Source organism: Robiginitalea sp. SC105, assembly GCF_014243345.1.
Lineage (GTDB): Bacteria > Bacteroidota > Bacteroidia > Flavobacteriales > Flavobacteriaceae > Robiginitalea.
This window is the reverse complement of the sequence record NZ_JACLZF010000001.1, coordinates 1,504,675-1,522,181: the sequence shown is the minus strand read 5'-3', so window position 1 is coordinate 1,522,181 and position 17,507 is coordinate 1,504,675. Positions and strand designations below refer to the sequence as shown.

Annotated in this window: 15 protein-coding genes; 12 read left to right on the top strand and 3 right to left on the bottom strand. The window is 57.0% G+C overall.

Going from position 1 to position 17,507, the window contains the following annotated elements:
- Nucleotides 1-11 precede the first annotated feature (11 nt).
- The gene (locus H7F20_RS06725; RefSeq protein WP_185785340.1) at nucleotides 12-1,199 is read left to right on the top strand and encodes a pyridoxal phosphate-dependent aminotransferase; all 1,188 of its coding nucleotides are present in this window, start codon (nucleotides 12-14) and stop codon (nucleotides 1,197-1,199) included.
- A 7-nt stretch (nucleotides 1,200-1,206) separates the two neighbouring features.
- On the opposite strand, the gene H7F20_RS06720 is transcribed toward H7F20_RS06725, so the two are convergent.
- Together H7F20_RS06720 and trkA are read right to left on the bottom strand one after the other, a co-directional pair.
- Nucleotides 1,207-2,697: a TrkH family potassium uptake protein gene (locus H7F20_RS06720; protein ID WP_185785339.1), complete on the bottom strand. Its 1,491-nt coding sequence runs from the start codon at nucleotides 2,695-2,697 to the stop codon at nucleotides 1,207-1,209.
- A 1-nt stretch (nucleotide 2,698) separates the two neighbouring features.
- Nucleotides 2,699-4,048, bottom strand: coding sequence for a Trk system potassium transporter TrkA (gene trkA, locus H7F20_RS06715; RefSeq protein ID WP_185785338.1), 1,350 nt, complete (start codon nucleotides 4,046-4,048; stop codon nucleotides 2,699-2,701).
- A 193-nt stretch (nucleotides 4,049-4,241) separates the two neighbouring features.
- Between trkA and ubiE the strand changes: the two genes are divergently transcribed.
- On the top strand, nucleotides 4,242-4,970 hold the full coding sequence (ubiE, locus tag H7F20_RS06710; protein ID WP_185785337.1) for a bifunctional demethylmenaquinone methyltransferase/2-methoxy-6-polyprenyl-1,4-benzoquinol methylase UbiE: 729 nt from the start codon (nucleotides 4,242-4,244) through the stop codon (nucleotides 4,968-4,970).
- A 4-nt stretch (nucleotides 4,971-4,974) separates the two neighbouring features.
- Entirely contained in the window at nucleotides 4,975-5,667 is a 693-nt protein-coding gene (locus H7F20_RS06705; protein ID WP_185785336.1) for a porin family protein, read from the top strand.
- On the opposite strand, the gene H7F20_RS06700 is transcribed toward H7F20_RS06705, so the two are convergent.
- Nucleotides 5,654-6,379: an RNA methyltransferase gene (locus H7F20_RS06700; protein WP_185785335.1), complete on the bottom strand. Its 726-nt coding sequence runs from the start codon at nucleotides 6,377-6,379 to the stop codon at nucleotides 5,654-5,656. The two genes, H7F20_RS06705 and H7F20_RS06700, sit on opposite strands and share 14 nt — an antisense overlap.
- Nucleotides 6,380-6,456: 77 nt before the next feature.
- On the opposite strand from H7F20_RS06700, the gene H7F20_RS06695 reads away from it, so the two are divergent.
- The 9 genes from H7F20_RS06695 (at nucleotide 6,457) to H7F20_RS06655 (ending at nucleotide 17,476) form a co-directional block, all read left to right on the top strand.
- On the top strand, nucleotides 6,457-8,985 hold the full coding sequence (locus tag H7F20_RS06695) for a BamA/TamA family outer membrane protein (protein WP_370588485.1): 2,529 nt from the start codon (nucleotides 6,457-6,459) through the stop codon (nucleotides 8,983-8,985).
- Between the two features lie 55 nt (nucleotides 8,986-9,040).
- Complete coding sequence (fbaA, locus tag H7F20_RS06690; RefSeq protein ID WP_185785333.1) at nucleotides 9,041-10,108, top strand: class II fructose-bisphosphate aldolase; 1,068 nt, start codon at nucleotides 9,041-9,043, stop codon at nucleotides 10,106-10,108.
- A 36-nt stretch (nucleotides 10,109-10,144) separates the two neighbouring features.
- Nucleotides 10,145-11,020 (top strand): acetyl-CoA carboxylase, carboxyltransferase subunit beta, encoded by an 876-nt coding sequence (gene accD / locus H7F20_RS06685; protein WP_185785332.1) that lies wholly within the window; start codon nucleotides 10,145-10,147, stop codon nucleotides 11,018-11,020.
- Between the two features lie 147 nt (nucleotides 11,021-11,167).
- Entirely contained in the window at nucleotides 11,168-11,437 is a 270-nt protein-coding gene (gene rpsO / locus H7F20_RS06680) for a 30S ribosomal protein S15 (RefSeq protein ID WP_185785331.1), read from the top strand.
- 192 nt (nucleotides 11,438-11,629) lie between these two features.
- A complete protein-coding gene (locus H7F20_RS06675; protein WP_185785330.1) occupies nucleotides 11,630-13,876 on the top strand; it encodes a polyribonucleotide nucleotidyltransferase in 2,247 nt (748 codons plus the stop codon).
- Between the two features lie 158 nt (nucleotides 13,877-14,034).
- The gene (locus tag H7F20_RS06670; RefSeq protein WP_015755741.1) at nucleotides 14,035-14,898 is read left to right on the top strand and encodes an RNA polymerase sigma factor RpoD/SigA; all 864 of its coding nucleotides are present in this window, start codon (nucleotides 14,035-14,037) and stop codon (nucleotides 14,896-14,898) included.
- Nucleotides 14,899-15,162: 264 nt separating this feature from the next.
- On the top strand, nucleotides 15,163-15,678 hold the full coding sequence (locus H7F20_RS06665) for a VOC family protein (RefSeq protein ID WP_185785329.1): 516 nt from the start codon (nucleotides 15,163-15,165) through the stop codon (nucleotides 15,676-15,678).
- Nucleotides 15,679-15,742: 64 nt separating this feature from the next.
- On the top strand, nucleotides 15,743-16,405 hold the full coding sequence (gene rpe, locus H7F20_RS06660) for a ribulose-phosphate 3-epimerase (protein WP_185785328.1): 663 nt from the start codon (nucleotides 15,743-15,745) through the stop codon (nucleotides 16,403-16,405).
- A gap of 81 nt (nucleotides 16,406-16,486) precedes the next feature.
- Entirely contained in the window at nucleotides 16,487-17,476 is a 990-nt protein-coding gene (locus H7F20_RS06655) for a YpdA family putative bacillithiol disulfide reductase (protein ID WP_185785327.1), read from the top strand.
- Nucleotides 17,477-17,507 lie beyond the last annotated feature (31 nt).

Here is a 17,507-nt window from a genome sequence, read left to right as displayed (position 1 = left end):
GTAAAAGCACTATGAAGCAATTTCTATCCGACCGGATCAACAACATGTCCACGTCGGCTACCCTGGCTATGGCCGCCAAAGCCCGGGAACTGAGACAGGAAGGAAAAGATATCATCGGCCTCAGCCTCGGCGAGCCGGATTTCAACATCCCCGAATTTATACGGGAGGCCGCCAAGGAGGCCATCGACCAGAATTACAGCAGCTACTCCCCCGTGGACGGCTACCCCGACCTGAAGGACGCCATATCCCGGAAATTCGCCAGGGACAACAAACTCACCTACGGCAGGGACCAGATTGTGGTGTCAACAGGGGCCAAGCAATCCCTGGCCAACGTGGCCATGGTCATGCTCAACGATGGGGACGAAGTGATCCTTCCCGCCCCCTACTGGGTGAGTTATTCGGACATTGTCAAGCTGGCAGGGGGCGTGCCCGTGGAAGTACCGACCAGCATCGACACGGATTTCAAAATGACCCCCGACCAATTGCGGGCCGCGATAACACCGCGCACCAAAATGCTGTGGTACAGCTCCCCCTGCAACCCGAGCGGCTCGGTGTACAGCAGGGAGGAACTCGAAGGGCTGGCCGCCGTGCTCCGGGACCACCCGGATATCTTTGTGGTGTCCGATGAAATTTACGAACATATCAATTTTCGCGGGGGCCATGTGAGCATCGCGGCCCTCGATGGGATGTACGACCGCACCATCACCGTAAACGGGGTTTCCAAGGCCTATGCCATGACCGGCTGGCGGATCGGGTTTATCGGCGCCCCGGCCTGGGTTGCCAAGGCCTGCACCAAATTCCAGGGGCAGATTACCAGCGGGGCCAATGCCATTGCGCAGCGGGCCACCATCGCAGCCCTGGATGCACCCCTTGAGAAGATCCGGTATATGATCGACAAGTTTCACGAGCGGCGGGACCTCATCCTGGAACTCCTTGGGGAGATCCCCGGGTTCCAGCTCAACGTTCCCGAAGGGGCCTTTTACGTATTCCCGGACATCTCCGGGTTTTTCGGGCAGACGCTCCGCGGCAAAACCATCGCGAATGCGTCGGATTTTGCCCTCTACCTGCTTGAAGCGGCCGGAGTGGCCACCGTGACGGGAGAGGCTTTCGGCAACCCGAACTGCATCCGGATCTCCTATGCCGCCTCGGAGGCGGAAATCCGGGAAGCGGTGGCGCGTATCAAGCAAGCGCTTTCCTGACGACCGGTCAGGTGCGCTTCCAGAAATACGGGGTGAGCAGGATCAGTACCGTAAAAAGCTCCAGCCTGCCGGCGAGCATCAAAAAGCCACACCACCATTTCCCCAGGTCCGGCAAGCTGTTGAAGTTGCTGAGCGGATGCAGGGAACCGAAGGCCGGCCCCACGTTGCCCAGGGAAGATGCTGCCCCACCGATGGCCGATACGAAATCCAGCCCCAGCAGGCCCAGCACCAGTGCTCCGATTATAAACAGCAGCATATACAGCACGAAAAAGGCGATGATGTTGTAGACGATGTGTTCGGTCACCGTCTTGTCGTTGAACCGCACCGGGATGATGGCGCTCGGGTGGAGGGTCCGCTTGAACTCCAGCAACCCGTTTTTGATGATCAGGATATGTCGCATGATCTTGATGCCCCCGGCCGTGGAGCCCGCAGAGCCCCCGGCGAACATCAGCCCGAAGAAAAAGACGGTCAGGAAGGGGGTCCATCCCGTAAAATCCGCAGTTACAAAACCCGTGGTGGTCACTACGGCGACCACCTGGAACAGGCCGTGGCGGAAGGCGCTTTCGGCCGGGCCCCAGACCATGGGGTGGTATTCGGAAACGGGTACGTCGGCCCGGAAGTAGACCACGGCGGCGGCCATGAGGGCGAATATCAGGATCATCAGCCCGTATACCCGGAATTCTTCATCCCGCAGCACCTTCTGCACCTTCCCCTTGAAGGCAAAATAACTCAGTACAAAATTGGACCCTGCCAGGAACATGAATACGATGATGATGTACTGGATCAGGGGTTGGTTGCTCCAGTAGGCGATACTCGCATTCTTGGTAGAGAAGCCGCCGGTGGATAGGGTCGCCAGCGCGTGGTTGATGGCGTCGAAAAAGGACATCCCCGCCAGTTTCAGCAGCAGCGTTTCGGCCAGTGTATACCCCACGTAGATAAACCACAGCCTTTTGGCGGTATCGGTAATGCGGGGGTGGAGTTTATCCCCGGTGGGGCCGGGCGCCTCGGCTGCAAAAAGCTGCATCCCCCCGATCCCGAGCAGTGGGAGGATGGCGATGGCCAGCACAATAATCCCCATGCCGCCGATCCAGTGTGTCATGCTGCGCCAGAACAGCACCCCTTCCGGCAGCCGTTCGATATCGTCCAGGATGGAAGCCCCCGTGGTGGTATAGCCGGAAATGGTCTCGAACATGGCGTTGGTCACATCCGGGATGGCCCCGGTGAACAGGTAGGGCAATACGCCGGAAATGGACATGACCACCCAGCCAAAGGTCACGATGATATACCCCTCCTTCCGCTTGACTTCCTTCTTGTGGCCCCGGGTGAAATACATGGCCACCGTACCACTAAAGAGCGTGGTAATGGCCGCCAGGGAAATCTGGTAGGTAACCCCGTCCTGGTAGATGCCGCTCACCAGGGCCGCAAGCAGCATAAAGCCCCCGTTGAAAAGCAGCAGGAGCCCCATCAGATGCAGGATAATCCGCGAGTTCAGGGACATATCAGAGGAATAATTTTTCTACTTTGGGGATGGCGCTCGGCAGGCAGCATACCACCACCCGGTCCCCCTGCTGGATCCGGAAATCCCCCAGCGCAATGATGCCGAGGTCCTCGCGGATCACCCCGCCGATAATGGCTTCCCTGGGGAAGTCCAGTTCCTTGATCAGTTCGCCGTTCACCTCGGAGGATGCATTGACGACAAATTCCAGGATTTCCGCGTTCAGGTTGTTCAGGCGGGTCAGCGCGACCACCTCCCCTTTGCGGATGTGGCGGAAAATATTGTTGGCCGCCAGGAGCTTCTTGTTGATGAGCGTATCCACCCCTATGGAGTGGGAGAGCTGGAAGTAATCCATGTTTTCCACCAGGGCGATGGTTTTTTTGATGTGTTTGGACTTGGCTACCAGGCAACTCATGATGTTGGTCTCCGAATTCCCGGTTACCGCGATAAAGGCGTCCATGGATTCGAGGGATTCCTCCTCGAGCAGCTCCACGTTCCGGCAATCCCCGTTGATCACCAGAGCATTGGGCAGCATGTCGGCAATTTCAAAGGCTTTGTTCTTGTCCTTCTCGATCAGCTTGACGTTGAAGCGCTTGTCGCAGAGGTCCCGGGCTGCCTTCACCCCCACCTTGCTCCCGCCGAGGATCATGATGTTACGGATTTCCTCCTTCTTCTTCCCCGTGAGCTTGTAGAGCTCGTCAACGCCTTTGCGGTCTGTGATAAAATATACCTGGTCCTCCTCCATAAAGACCGTGTCCCCCCTCGGAATCAGGGTAAACTGGGTGCCCCGCCGCTGCAGGGCTATGGGCATGAAGTGCAGTTCCGGGAACACCCTTGCCGCCTCCTTGACCATTTTGCCGATAAAGGGGGCGCCCTTTGGGAGGGAAACGCCCACCATGATCAGCAGGCCCTGTTCAAATTCATAGGTATCGTTGAAGGCCGACTGGTTCAGCAGCAGCTGGATTTCCGCGGCTGCCAGCTCTTCCGGGGAGATCAGTTCGTCGATCCCCAGCTCGGTAAAGGCGATCTGGTCCTTATATTCCACGAATTCGGTATTCGAGATCCGGGCGATGGTCCGTTTGGAACCCAATTGCTTGGCCAGCATGCAAAGGGTGATGTTGGTCGTCTCAGAAGCCGTAACCCCTATCACAAGGTCGGACTGGGAGACGCGGGCATCCTTCAGCACGGAAATGCTGGTGGCATCCCCTTTCAGGACGCGGATATCCAGGTGGCCCTCCGCATAGGAAAGGCTTTCCTTGTTGGTGTCTATCAGCGTGATGTCCTGGGATTCGTATGAAAGTAACTTTGCGAGATGGAAGCCTACCTCTCCTGCTCCTGCAATTATGATCTTCATTCAGTATAGAATTGATACGGGTAGCTGGCGCTCCGCCGGTTAGCGGCATGCGGAAGTCCGCAGGGCAAAAGTACGCAATTTTATCATTTTCAAAGGAATCCGGCCGATTTGTTCCGGAGGGTTTCCCGCTTCCGCCGGCGCTGCCGGGGACTAACCGCTTTGTAGTATCTTTGCGCCCTAAAGCGCTGTAGGCATGGCAAAGGAAATCCTCCCTTATGACGACTCCGGGGAAGGTAAAAAGGAGCAGGTACGGACAATGTTCAACGCCATCTCGGAGAAGTACGACGGGCTCAACCGGGTAATCAGCCTGGGGATAGACCGCCGCTGGCGCAAGCGCCTGGTGGGGCTCGTGGCCGACACCCGGCCCCAGAGCGTCCTGGATATCGCCACCGGCACCGGGGACCTCGCTCTCGCCCTGGCCCAGACCGGGGCCGGGCGCATCGTGGGCCTGGACCTGGCTCCCGGCATGCTGGATGTCGGACGCTCCAAAATCAGGGAATCCGGCCTGGAAGGCCGGATCGAGATGGTGCTGGGCGACAGCGAAGCCCTGGAATTTCCGGATGCCAGCTTTGATGCAGTGACCGTGGCCTTCGGCGTCCGGAATTTCGAAAACCTCGAGAAGGGGCTGGCCGAGATTTACCGGGTACTGCGCCCCGGAGGGATCCTTGCCATCCTGGAAACCTCCGTACCTGAAAAGCAACCCTTCCGGTGGGGGTACAACCTGTACTGCCGTTTCTTCCTGCCGATCGTGGGAAAATGGCTCTCAAGGGATGCCGCCGCCTACAGCTACCTGTCGCGGTCGGCAGCCGTTTTTCCCTATGGGGAGCGCTTCAACAATATTTTGGGGAAAATCGGGTTTATAGCTATGGAACACCGACCCCAGACTTTTGGGGCTGCCGCCATCTACACGGCAACAAAATAAGCGTATGAGGAACTTTCTGCCGCTCTGCTTCCTGCTGGCCCTGTGCCATACCGGCCAGGCCCAATTCAGGGAAAACCCCATACTGAACCTGCAGAATGAGGACAAAGCGCTTCTCAACTGGGGGTATTACCTCGGCTTTAACCAGTACGATTTTAAATTCGAATACCGCAACGACCTTCCGGATATCGCCGTGGAGAAATCCCTGGGGTTCAATGTCGGGCTGATCGGGGAGCTCCGGCTCAACGAATTCCTGGACCTGAGGTTCGAACCCGGGCTCTTCTACTCCAGCAGGCTCCTCGGGTTCCCTGGTTTTGCAGCGGAAAACGACGCCTTTCGGGAAGTGAAGTCCACCTACATCAGCTTTCCGCTCCTCCTCAAGGTAAGCACCCGCCGTTTCGGCAACCTCAAGCCCTTTATCATCGGGGGGGCCGGGGTGGCCCTGAACCTCGGTTCCAACCAGGATTCCCTGGACGACAACAGCAGCGGGACCTTCCGGATGAAAAAATCAGTGGTCAACTACGAACTCGGGTTTGGCATCGATTTCTACCTGGAATATTTCAAGTTCTCCCCTTCCATCCGGGGGGTATTTGCCATTACGGACGAACTCGTTCCGGACAACGATCCGCAAAGCCCCTGGACCGGAAACATCGAAGCCCTTAATACCCGGGGCATCTTCGTCAATTTTACTTTTGAGTAACCGGGCCTGCCTGTCGGCGGATCTCGTATAGGAGGATGGCCGTGGCAGTGGCCACGTTCAGGCTTTCGGCCTGGCCATAGGCCGGGATGGCCCAGGTTTGCGACAGCCGGTCGCGGACGGCCCCGGACAGCCCGTGGGATTCACTGCCCATCACCAGGATACCCGGCTGCACGGCCGTACCGGATCCCACTGGGGACCCATCCATGCTGGCCCCGTAAACGGGCAGGCCGCAGGCATCCAGGGTTTCCGGCAGGGGTTGGTAGGCAATCCGGACCCGGGCCACGGAACCCATGGTGGCCTGAAGCACTTTCGGGTTGTAGCAGTCGACCGTGTCAGGGGAACAGAGCAGCTCCGGGATCCCGAACCAGTCGCACAACCGGATGATGGTCCCCAGGTTGCCGGGGTCCCGGACCCCGTCCAGGGCCAGGGCCCACCCGTCAAGCGATAGGGAAACGGGGTCCGGGATCCGGAATACCCCGATTACTTTGTTGGGCTGTACCAGTGCACTGGCCTTCTTCAGGTCGTTCTCCGAGATTTCCCTGGCCCCGGGGAATTCACCCGGGTCGGTGCTGTAAAGCGAATACGCCTCCATGCCGGCCCCCAGCAATTCGCCGACCAACTTGACCCCCTCCGCCAGGAAAAGGCCCTCACGCGTCCGGTACTTTTTTTGATGGAGACTCCGTATTAGTTTTAATTCACTTTTTGCAACCATTCAAATAGCTTAATTTTGGGTGTATGAAGGACTTTTCACCCTTTGTGAATCTCCCGGCTAAAATAGGATTATTCTTGGTGTGTCTCAGCATTTGCTCGTGCAACACGCTCAAAAGGGTCGAAGAGGACGAAAAACTACTCACCGAAGTCAGCATTTATGCGGACGGGGAAAAAATCACGGATCCCCTGGTGAACAGCCTCGTGCTCCAGAAACCCAATAGTCGCGTGCTGGGGATCCCCCTGCGCCTGCACCTGTACAACCTGGCAAAGAAGGATCCTGATTCGTCCTACCAGGCCTGGCTGGATCGCAGGGAGGGCCGGGAAGCGAGGCTGGAATCCCTGCTGTCTCAAAAGCAGGTCCGGCGGCTCGGGCAATCCTTCTTTGTAAGCGGTTACAGCGACTGGCTCAAAAGGGTCGGGGAAGCCCCGGTGGTGATCGACACGGCCCGGATCAACAGGTCCGTGGAACGGCTGAGCTCCTATTACAACAACCGGGGGTACTTCAACAACACGGGCAGCTACATACTGGACAGCACGGGCCGCCGCCGCGTCCGGACCCGCTACCTGCTGGACCTCGGGGAACCCTATATCGTCGATTCCCTGAGTCGTAAGATCACCTCCCCGGCAATCGATTCCATCTACCACCTCAACCGGAAAAGTTCCCTGGTTCGGGAAGGGGACGTGTTCGACCTCGGGAATTTCACCCGGGAACGGGAACGGCTCACGGCCCTGTTCCGGAATTCCGGGATCTGGAATTTCCAGGAGAGCTCCATTACCTACGACATCCTCAGGGACACGGCAAATGTGGACGACCAGCTGATGAACGTGGAACTGAACATCGAAAACCTGAGGCGGCGGGGCGACAGCGCGGTTACCGACCAGGAGTACCGGGTAAAGCGCCTGGGGGACATCCACCTGTACCCCGACCACAATTTCCAGGACGGGACCGCCACCAGCGATACGGTGGTTTACCAGAATTACATCATCCATTTCAACGACCGGCTCCGGTACAAACCCCGGGTGCTGACAGATGCGGTCTTTCTGCAAAAAGACAGTGTGTACCGGGATATCGACCGGTTGCGCACCTACAGGCAGATCAGCAACCTGAATACCTTCCGCTATCCGAACATCGAATTGCTGGAGGCCGGGGGCGACATTTTGGATGCCAACATCTACCTGGCCGCGCGCCCAAAAAACTCCCTGGCCCTGGACTTCGACATCACCCACTCCAACATCCAGCAGATCGGCTTCGGACTCGGGGCTTCCCTTATTACCCGGAATGTGTTTGGCGGCGCCGAGACCCTGAGCCTATCGGGCCGGGGGACGTTCGGGCTGCTCAGTGACGACACGCAGGGGGAGGATTTTTTCTCGGAGATCGGCGGGGACATCAACCTGGTTTTCCCCCGGATCCGGTTCCCCTTCCTGGGCAACCGGCAGATCATCCCGAACTATATGCTCCCCAGGACGCGCATATCCGCGGGTACAAGCTTCCAGAAAAACATCGGCCTGGACAAACAGACCCTCAACACGGTCCTGGGCTACAGCTGGTCCTCCACGGATTTCAAGAAACACCTTTTCGAACTGATGAACATCCAGTTTGTCCGCAACGTGAACCCGGATCGGTTCTACGACCAGTACCGGAGCTCCTACGCCCGACTGGACGATATTGCGGATGACTACCAGGACAATGCCTCCCTGTCGGATTTCTACGAAGCCTCCGGCGACCCGGACGACCCATTGCGGCTGTCCATACCGGAGGGAACGGCCGGGTTTACCGATGCCATCATCAACCAGGGGCTTGCCCCGACGGATTCGGAGGATTATGCGGACGTGTTCCGGATTGAGGAGCGCAGGCAGCGCCTGACGGAGAACAACCTGATCTTCACCTCCAACTACACCTACACCAAGAATTCAAAAACCGATATCGCCGACAACAGTTTCTACCAGATCCGATGGAAAATCGAAGGGGCGGGGAACCTGCTGGCCGCCTCCACCAACCTGATCAAGTTCAATGAAAACGATTCCGGGCAAAAACTGGTCTTCGGGGTGCCTTTTTCCCAGTATGTGAAAACGGAGCTGGATTATATCCGGCACTGGGAGCTCAACGCCACCGATGTGCTGGCCTTCCGTTCCTTTATAGGTATTGCCATACCCTATGGAAATTCGAATGACATCCCCTTTGTCCGCTCGTATTTCGGTGGGGGATCCAACGACAACCGAGCCTGGTTCCCCTATTCGCTGGGCCCGGGGAGCACAAGTAACCTGAACGACTTCAACGAGGCCAATTTCAAACTGGCGCTGAACCTGGAATACCGGTTCCCGGTGGTGGGCGACCTCAAGGGGGCCCTGTTCAGCGACATTGGAAATATCTGGAATGTATGGGACAGCGAGGATGACCCGGCCGCTACCTTCAACGGCTGGTCCTCCCTGGAGGAGCTCGCCCTCGGGACGGGGTTTGGGCTGCGGTACGATTTCACGTATTTCGTCTTCCGGGCGGACCTCGGATTCAAGACCTACAACCCGGCCGAACCTACCGGAAAAAGGTGGTTTCGCGACTACAACTTTGCCAACTCCGTATTGCAGATAGGAATTAATTATCCGTTTTAACCGGTATTATTATTACTTTTGTCGCAACAATCTAGCAACCTAAAATACGCAGCACATGCCTCATAACATCAAGCCGGGGGTCGCCACTGGGGAAGAAGTACAGGAAATATTCAAGTACGCCAAGGCCAACGCCTTTGCCTTACCCGCAGTCAACGTTATCGGCTCCGACACCATCAACGCCGTCCTGGAAACTGCCGCCCAACTGAAATCACCCGTCATCCTCCAATTCTCCAACGGAGGGGCCCAATTCAATGCCGGGAAAGGGCTGTCCAACGAAGGCCAGCGTGCTGCCATCAAAGGGGCCATTGCAGGTGCCAAACACGTGCACGAACTTGCAGCTGCCTACGGTGCCACGGTGATCCTGCACACGGACCACTGCGCCAAGAAACTCCTTCCCTGGATCGACGGCCTGTTGGACGCCAGCGAAGCCCATTTCAACGCCACGGGGAAATCCCTGTTCAGTTCCCATATGATTGACCTGTCGGAAGAACCCTTGGAGGAGAATATCGAGATCTGCAAGGAATATCTGGCCCGGATGAGCAAGATGAACATGACCCTGGAAATTGAGCTCGGGATCACCGGTGGGGAAGAAGACGGTGTCGACAATACGGATGTGGACGATTCCAAGCTGTACACCCAGCCCGAGGAAGTGGCCTATGCCTACGAGGAACTCTCCAAGGTGAGCCACCGCTTTACCATTGCAGCTGCCTTCGGGAACGTTCACGGGGTATACAAACCGGGAAATGTGAAACTCACCCCCAAGATCCTGAAAAACTCCCAGGAGTATATCAGCGACAAGTACAAGGTGGGAGCCAACCACATCGACTTTGTATTCCACGGGGGCTCCGGGTCCACCCTGGAGGAAATCCGGGAAGCCATCGGCTACGGGGTAATCAAGATGAATATCGATACCGACCTCCAGTATGCCTTCACAGCCGGGGTCCGGGACTACATGAAGGATAAAGAGGCCTATCTCCAGGCCCAGATCGGCAACCCGGAGGGTCCGGATTCGCCGAACAAGAAATACTACGATCCCCGCGTCTGGCTGCGGGAAGGCGAAAAGACCTTTGTGGCCCGCCTCAAAAAGGCGTTCGAGGATCTGAATAACGTGGGGACGCTCTAGGCGGCGCCCCTTCTTATTAATCGAAATCTCATATTTATGTCTTCCTGGTTCAAGAGAAAAGAAAAAGGTATACAAACCGCTACCGAAGAAAAGAAAGACACGCCCAGGGGCCTTTGGTATAAATCGCCCACCGGGAAAATCGTGGAATCCGAGGAACTGGCCAAGAATTTCTACGTCAGCCCGGAGGATGACTACCACGTGCGAATCGGGAGCAAGGAGTATTTCCAGATCCTGTTTGACGACAATAAATTTACCGAATTCGACGCCGACCTGTCCTCCAGGGACCCCCTGAAATTCGAGGACACCAAAAAATACGTCGACCGCCTGAAAGAGGCCGAAAAAAAGACCGGCCTGAAGGATGCCGTACGCACAGCCTATGGCAATTCCATGGGGCGCGAACTGGTCATCGCCTGCATGGATTTCAGCTTTATCGGCGGTTCCATGGGCAGCGTGGTGGGTGAAAAAATAGCCCGGGCCATCGACAAGGCCATTGAAAAGAAGGCGCCCTTCGTCATGATCTCCAAGTCCGGGGGTGCCCGGATGATGGAGGCGGCCCTATCCCTGATGCAGCTGGCCAAGACCAGTGCCAAGCTGGCCCAGCTGGCCGAGGCCGGCCTGCCGTATATTTCCCTTTGCACGGACCCCACCACCGGGGGGACCACAGCTTCCTATGCGATGCTCGGGGACATCAACATTGCCGAACCAGGGGCCCTGATAGGTTTTGCCGGGCCGAGGGTGGTCAAAGAGGCCACCGGGAAGGAACTGCCGGAAGGGTTCCAGACAGCCGAGTTCGTCAAGGAGCATGGCTTCCTGGATTTCATTGTCCACCGCCGCGACCTGAAGAAAAAGATCAACCTCTACCTGGACCTGGTTTTGAACCTCCCGGTTCGCGTGGAGGAAGAAGCCGAGTAGGCTTCGGGGGGCCACCGGTTGCCCAAGGTTTAAACGGACGTAAAAATTCAGCCCACCCGTTGAAGGGATATCCTGAAATAATTGCTATCTTTGCCCCCTGATTGAAAATCAATCGGATACATAAAAATCATTTACAACAATATTGGCATGTATTTAACCAAGGAGAAAAAGGCCGAAATTTTTAAGAAATTCGGCGGGTCGGACAGCAACACGGGCTCTACGGAGGGCCAGATTGCCCTGTTCACCGAACGGATCAACCACCTGACCGGGCACCTGAAGAATAACCAGAAGGACTACAACACCGAGCGTTCGCTTGTTCGCCTGGTGGGCAAGCGCCGCAGCCTGCTGGACTATCTGAAGAAAAAGGATATCGAAAAGTATCGCAGCCTGATCAAGGAATTGAATATCCGTAAATAAGTAAAATTTCAGGGGAGCCCGTCGGGCTCCCCTGTTTTGTTTTTGGCGGCCCGGCCGCCACTTTAAAGTCCTTACCCGTTAAGGCAACATAAAAAGCTCACTTCCGGTTTTTCATTGGTCGACCTGCACAACACAACACAACAGACCATTGTTTAACAAACTCCCCGTAGCACGGGAGACTAATTCCATTTTATGATTCCAAAAGCTTTTCAAGAGGTGATAGACCTCGGCGACGGTAGGGAGATCTCTATCGAAACCGGAAAACTCGCCAAGCAGGCCCACGGGTCCGTTGTGGTAAAATCCGGTAACTGTATGCTGCTCTGTACGGTAGTATCCAACTACAAGCCCAGCGATGTGGATTTTCTGCCCCTTACGGTAGATTACCGCGAAAAATTCCACGCTTCCGGAAGGTATCCGGGAGGGTTCTTCAAACGGGAAGCGCGCCCGAGTACGGGGGAGATCCTGGTCATGCGACTGGTTGACCGCGTCCTGCGCCCGCTTTTTCCCAAGAATTACCACTGTGAGACCCAGGTGATGATCCAGCTGATGTCCCACGACGAGGATGTGATGCCGGATGCCATGGCCGGACTGGCTGCATCAGCGGCCATCCAGCTTTCCGATTTCCCCTTTGAGTGCCCGATTTCCGAGGTGCGCGTCGGACGGGTTGACGGGGAATTCATCATCAACCCAACCCGCACCCAACTGGAGGATTCCGACATCGACATGATCATCGGGGCTTCCGAAGACTCGGTAATGATGGTCGAGGGGGAAATGGATGAAATTTCCGAAGAAGATATGACCGAAGCGATCAAATTCGCCCACGAAGCGGTCAAAATCCAGATCGCGGCCCAGAACCGCCTGGCCGATAAGGCAGGGCGGAAGGAAGTCCGTGAGTACGATGTGGAGGAAGAGAACGAAGCGGTCGAGAAGAAAGTCCACGACCTGGCCTACGACAAGGCGTATGCCATTGCAAAGGCCGGATCGGCCAAGCAGGAGCGCAGCGCAGCCTTCAGCGAGCTGAAGGAGGAAGTCCTCGCAAGTTTCAGCGAGGAGGAGCAGGAAGAAATGGGCGACCTGATCAAAAAATACTACTACAAGGTAGAGAAGGAAGCCGTCCGGAACCTGACCCTGGACGAGGGCATCCGCCTGGATGCGCGGAAGACGGACGAAATCCGGCCGATCTGGTGTGAGGTGGACTACCTGCCTTCCACCCACGGCTCCGCCATCTTCACCCGGGGGGAAACCCAGGCCCTGGCCACGGTTACCCTGGGGACGTCCCGGGAGGCAAATATCATTGATATGCCTTCTTATGAAGGGGAGGAACGCTTTTACCTCCACTACAACTTCCCGCCGTTCTCCACCGGGGAGGCCCGCCCCATCCGGGGAACCTCCCGCCGGGAAATCGGCCACGGGAACCTCGCCCAGCGGGCACTCTCCCGCCAGGTCCCCGAAGACTGCCCGTACACCGTCCGGGTCGTTTCGGAAGTACTGGAAAGCAACGGCTCCTCTTCCATGGCAACGGTTTGTGCCGGTACCATGGCCCTGATGGATGCCGGTGTCAAACTGCGCAAACCGGTATCGGGTATCGCCATGGGGCTGATCTCCGATGCCAAAACCGGCAAATATGCGGTCCTCTCCGACATCCTCGGAGATGAAGACCACCTGGGGGACATGGACTTCAAGGTAACCGGCACGGCCGACGGCATCACCGCCTGCCAGATGGATATCAAGATCAAGGGACTGGCATACGAAATCCTGATCAAGGCCCTGAAACAGGCCCGCGAAGGGCGTTTGCACATCCTCGAAAAGCTGACAGAGACCATTGCGGCACCTGCTGAGGACGTCAAACCCCACGCTCCTAAAATGGTAACCCGCGTTATCCCGAACGAGTACATCGGGGCGGTTATCGGCAAGGGCGGTGAAGTCATCCAGGAACTTCAGAAGACCACCGGTACCACCATCGTGATCAACGAAGACCCGGTTACCGGGGAAGGGATCGTGGAAATCCTGGGCACCGACCAGGGCGGTATCGACCAGGTACTGGCCAAGATCGACTCCATCATGTTTGCCCCGGAAGAGGGAAGCATCTACGAGGTGAAAGTGATCAAGATGCTGGACTTCGGCGCCGTGGTGGAATACACCGCTGCCCCCGGCAACGAGATCCTGCTGCACGTATCCGAACTGGCGTGGGAGCGTACCGAAAATGTGGAGGACGTCCTCAGCATGGGCGATGTCTTCGACGTCAAGTACATGGGCATCGACCCGCGCACCCGCAAGGAACGCGTATCGCGCCGTGCCCTGCTGCCCAAGCCGGAAGGCTGGACGGAACGGCCACCGCGCCGCGAAGGCGGACGTGATGGCGGCCGTGGAGGCGACCGTCGCGGGGGCGGAGACCGCCGCGGGGGAGACCGTCGGGGTGGCAATCGGCGCCGCGACTGATCCAAACGGACATATATTACGTATAACCCCTGGCAACAGGGGTTTTTTTATGCGGTTTAACCAAAATTTTAAAATTTCATCACGCCGGTGTAACATTTACACAATTTGTACGTATAACTAAATGCAGTAGGCATTATTTAAAGGATAAGGATCGATACATGAGACAATTAAAGATTACCAAGCAGGTTACCAACCGGGAAACGGCATCCCTGGACAAATACCTCCAGGAAATCGGGAAGGTGGACCTGATCACCGCCGACGAGGAAGTAGAACTGGCCCAGCGCATCAAAGCGGGGGACCAGGCAGCTTTGGAAAAACTCACCAAGGCCAACCTCCGCTTTGTCGTCTCGGTGGCCAAACAATACCAGAACCAGGGCCTTACCCTCCCCGACCTGATCAACGAGGGAAACCTGGGGCTGATCAAGGCTGCCCAGCGCTTCGACGAGACGCGGGGTTTTAAATTCATTTCCTACGCGGTATGGTGGATCCGCCAATCCATCCTGCAGGCCCTGGCCGAGCAATCCCGGATTGTGCGGCTTCCGTTGAACAAAATCGGCTCCATCAATAAGATCAACAAAACCTTCGCCTTCCTGGAGCAGGCCCATGAACGGGTGCCTTCGGCCGAGGAAATCGCCAAGGAACTGGACATGACCGTGGAAGATGTGAAGCAGTCCCTGAAGAACTCCGGGCGCCACGTATCCATGGATGCCCCCCTGATCGACGGGGAGGATTCCAACCTGTACGACGTATTGCGCAGCGGGGAGTCACCGAACCCGGACAAGGAATTGTTGCACGAATCCCTGCGCACCGAGATTGAGCGCGCCCTGGAAACCCTGACCCCCAGGGAAGCAGACGTCATCCGCCTGTATTTCGGCCTTGCCGGACAGCATTCGATGACCCTGGAAGAAATCGGCGAAACCTTCGACCTGACCCGCGAACGCGTGCGTCAAATCAAGGAAAAGGCCATCCGCCGCCTGAAACATACCTCCCGATCCAAGATACTCAAAACGTACCTCGGGTAAGGGAGTCTGCCAATTGCACGTTAAAGTATTTATAAATTGGAAATTTGGTATAAAGTTTGTAATTTGTAAGCCATAACAGCAGTTTATCATGACTGTTCGTTTTTTGATTGATGAATAAACTCCGGCTGATTACCGGAGTTTTTTCATTTAGGGTCACCCCGACGGCCCGTTCCGTGGGAGATCCGGTTGATTTTTCGCATTTAAATCTTCCGGTTGCATTCAGATATTCCGGCAAGTTTCTGCAACCCGCCCAACCTTTGATCCATGAAAGAGGAAGACCCCGCCCGACCCTCATACCGCCTGCCCGAAGGGACTTCCATCGGCCATGTCCACCTGAAGGTCTCGGACCTCGAAAGGGCCCTCTCCTTTTACCGGGACCTCCTGGGTTTCCGGGAAACGCAGCGTTACGGCACCCAGGCTGCCTTCCTGGCAGCCGGGGATTACCACCACCACATTGGCCTGAACACCTGGTACAGCAAGGACGGGCCGCCTGCCCCGAAAAATGCTCCGGGCCTATTCCACACCGCTATCCGTTACCCGAAACAAGGCGATCTGGCGCGCGTGCTTGTCCGGCTCCGGGATGCCGGGTACCCGCTGACGGGAGCTGCCGACCACGGGGTATCCCAGGCCCTTTATCTGGACGACCCCGACGGAAACGGCGTGGAACTCTACTGGGACCGCCCCATGGAGGAATGGCCACTAACCCGCGGGGGTTCCCTGGAAATGTACACCCGCCCGCTGGACCTTGAAGCGCTTGCCCGGATGTTGGAAAACAGCTGAACCCCCGGCCGGTAGTTACCGTGCTGCGGAAATAATGTATTTTTGAGCCTTAAGAACCAATGGCATGAAACACCCGATTATTGCCCCTTCCCTCCTTGCAGCCGATTTCGGTAACCTGCAGCGGGACGTTGAAACCGTCAACCAGAGCCAGGCCGGCTGGCACCATATCGATGTGATGGACGGGCTATTCGTCCCCAACATTTCCTACGGGATGCCTGTTATCAAGGCCATAAAGGACCATGCCACCAAACCGCTGGACGTCCACCTGATGATCGTGGACCCGGACCGGTATATCGACACCTTTGCCGCCCTGGGGGCCGCAACCCTGACTGTTCATTATGAGGCCTGTACCCACCTGCACCGGACCCTGCAGCGCATACACAATGCCGGAATGAAGGCCGGGGTGGCCCTGAACCCACATACCCGGGCGGACCTGCTCGAGGAAGTACTCCCGGATATTGACCTGGTGCTGGTGATGAGCGTGAACCCGGGTTTTGGCGGGCAGACTTTTATCGAGAACACCTACCGGAAAATACGCGGCCTGGCAGATTTAATAGCGCAACGGAACAGCCCTGCACTCATCGAAGTGGACGGGGGCGTCACCCTGGAGAATGCCCGGGCCCTGGTCGATGCCGGTGCAAACGTCCTGGTCGCGGGCAGTACCGTCTTCCGCTCCCAGGACCCCAAGGAGACGATCGCCCGCCTTGCCGGTTTGGTGGCCGGTTAGCCCGCCCCCCGGGTACCGTTTTCGGGGGTTCGGGTATTATTGGCTAATTTTGCAGTACCCCCCGGGGAAAAACAAAGCGCTATGGATTTAATCATCATCGGTGGCGGGCCCATCGGCATTGCCTGCGGCCTGGAAGCAAAGAAACGGGGCATTTCCTATGTCATCATCGAAAAGGGGCCGATTGTGAACTCCCTATTCAACTACCCCGTCAACATGCAGTTCTTTTCCTCCTCCGAACGCCTGGAGATCGACGAGATCCCCTTTATCAGCAAGGAAGCCAAACCCAAGAGGAACGAAGCCCTGGAGTATTACCGCCGTATCGTCACGTCGAACAAACTGAACATCCGCCTGTTCGAGAAGGTCCTGGGCATCGAACGGGACCCCGACGGCTTCAGCGTGCAAACCGACAAGGGGGCTTACCGGGCAGCGCATGTGGTGATCGCCACCGGGTTTTACGATTTGCCCAACCTGCTGCATGTCCCCGGGGAAGACCTGCCCAAGGTATCCCACTATTACAAGGACCCGCATTTTTATGCCAGCCAGAAGCTGGCGGTCGTCGGTGCGAGCAATTCTGCTGTGGACGCCGCCCTGGAATGCTGGCGGAAGGGCGCAGAGGTCAGCATGATCATCCGGGGGCCGGAAATCGGACAGCGTGTCAAATACTGGGTTCGCCCGGACATCGTCAACCGGATCGAGGAAGGCAGCATCAAGGCCTACTACAACAGCGAACTCACCCGCATCGGGGAAAAGGAAATCGAAATACGGACCCCCGAGGGGAACCAGGTGGTCCCGAACGACTTCGTCCTGGCCCTGACCGGTTACCGGCCCAATTTCGATTTCCTGCTGCAGGCGGGCATCGAACTCTCGGACGACGGAAAACGCCTGCCCCGGTACAATCCGGAAACCATGGAGACCAACGTGCCGGGGCTCTACCTGGCCGGGGTGATCTGCGGCGGTATGGAAACCCACAAGTGGTTTATCGAAAATTCGCGGGAACATGCCCGGCTGATCCTCAACCATATTACCGAAACCAAACCCGAAGTGGCGGCGGAGTTTGGCGACAAGGGCTAAATGCAGTAGTTTTAAGAGGATTTCAAGCTGA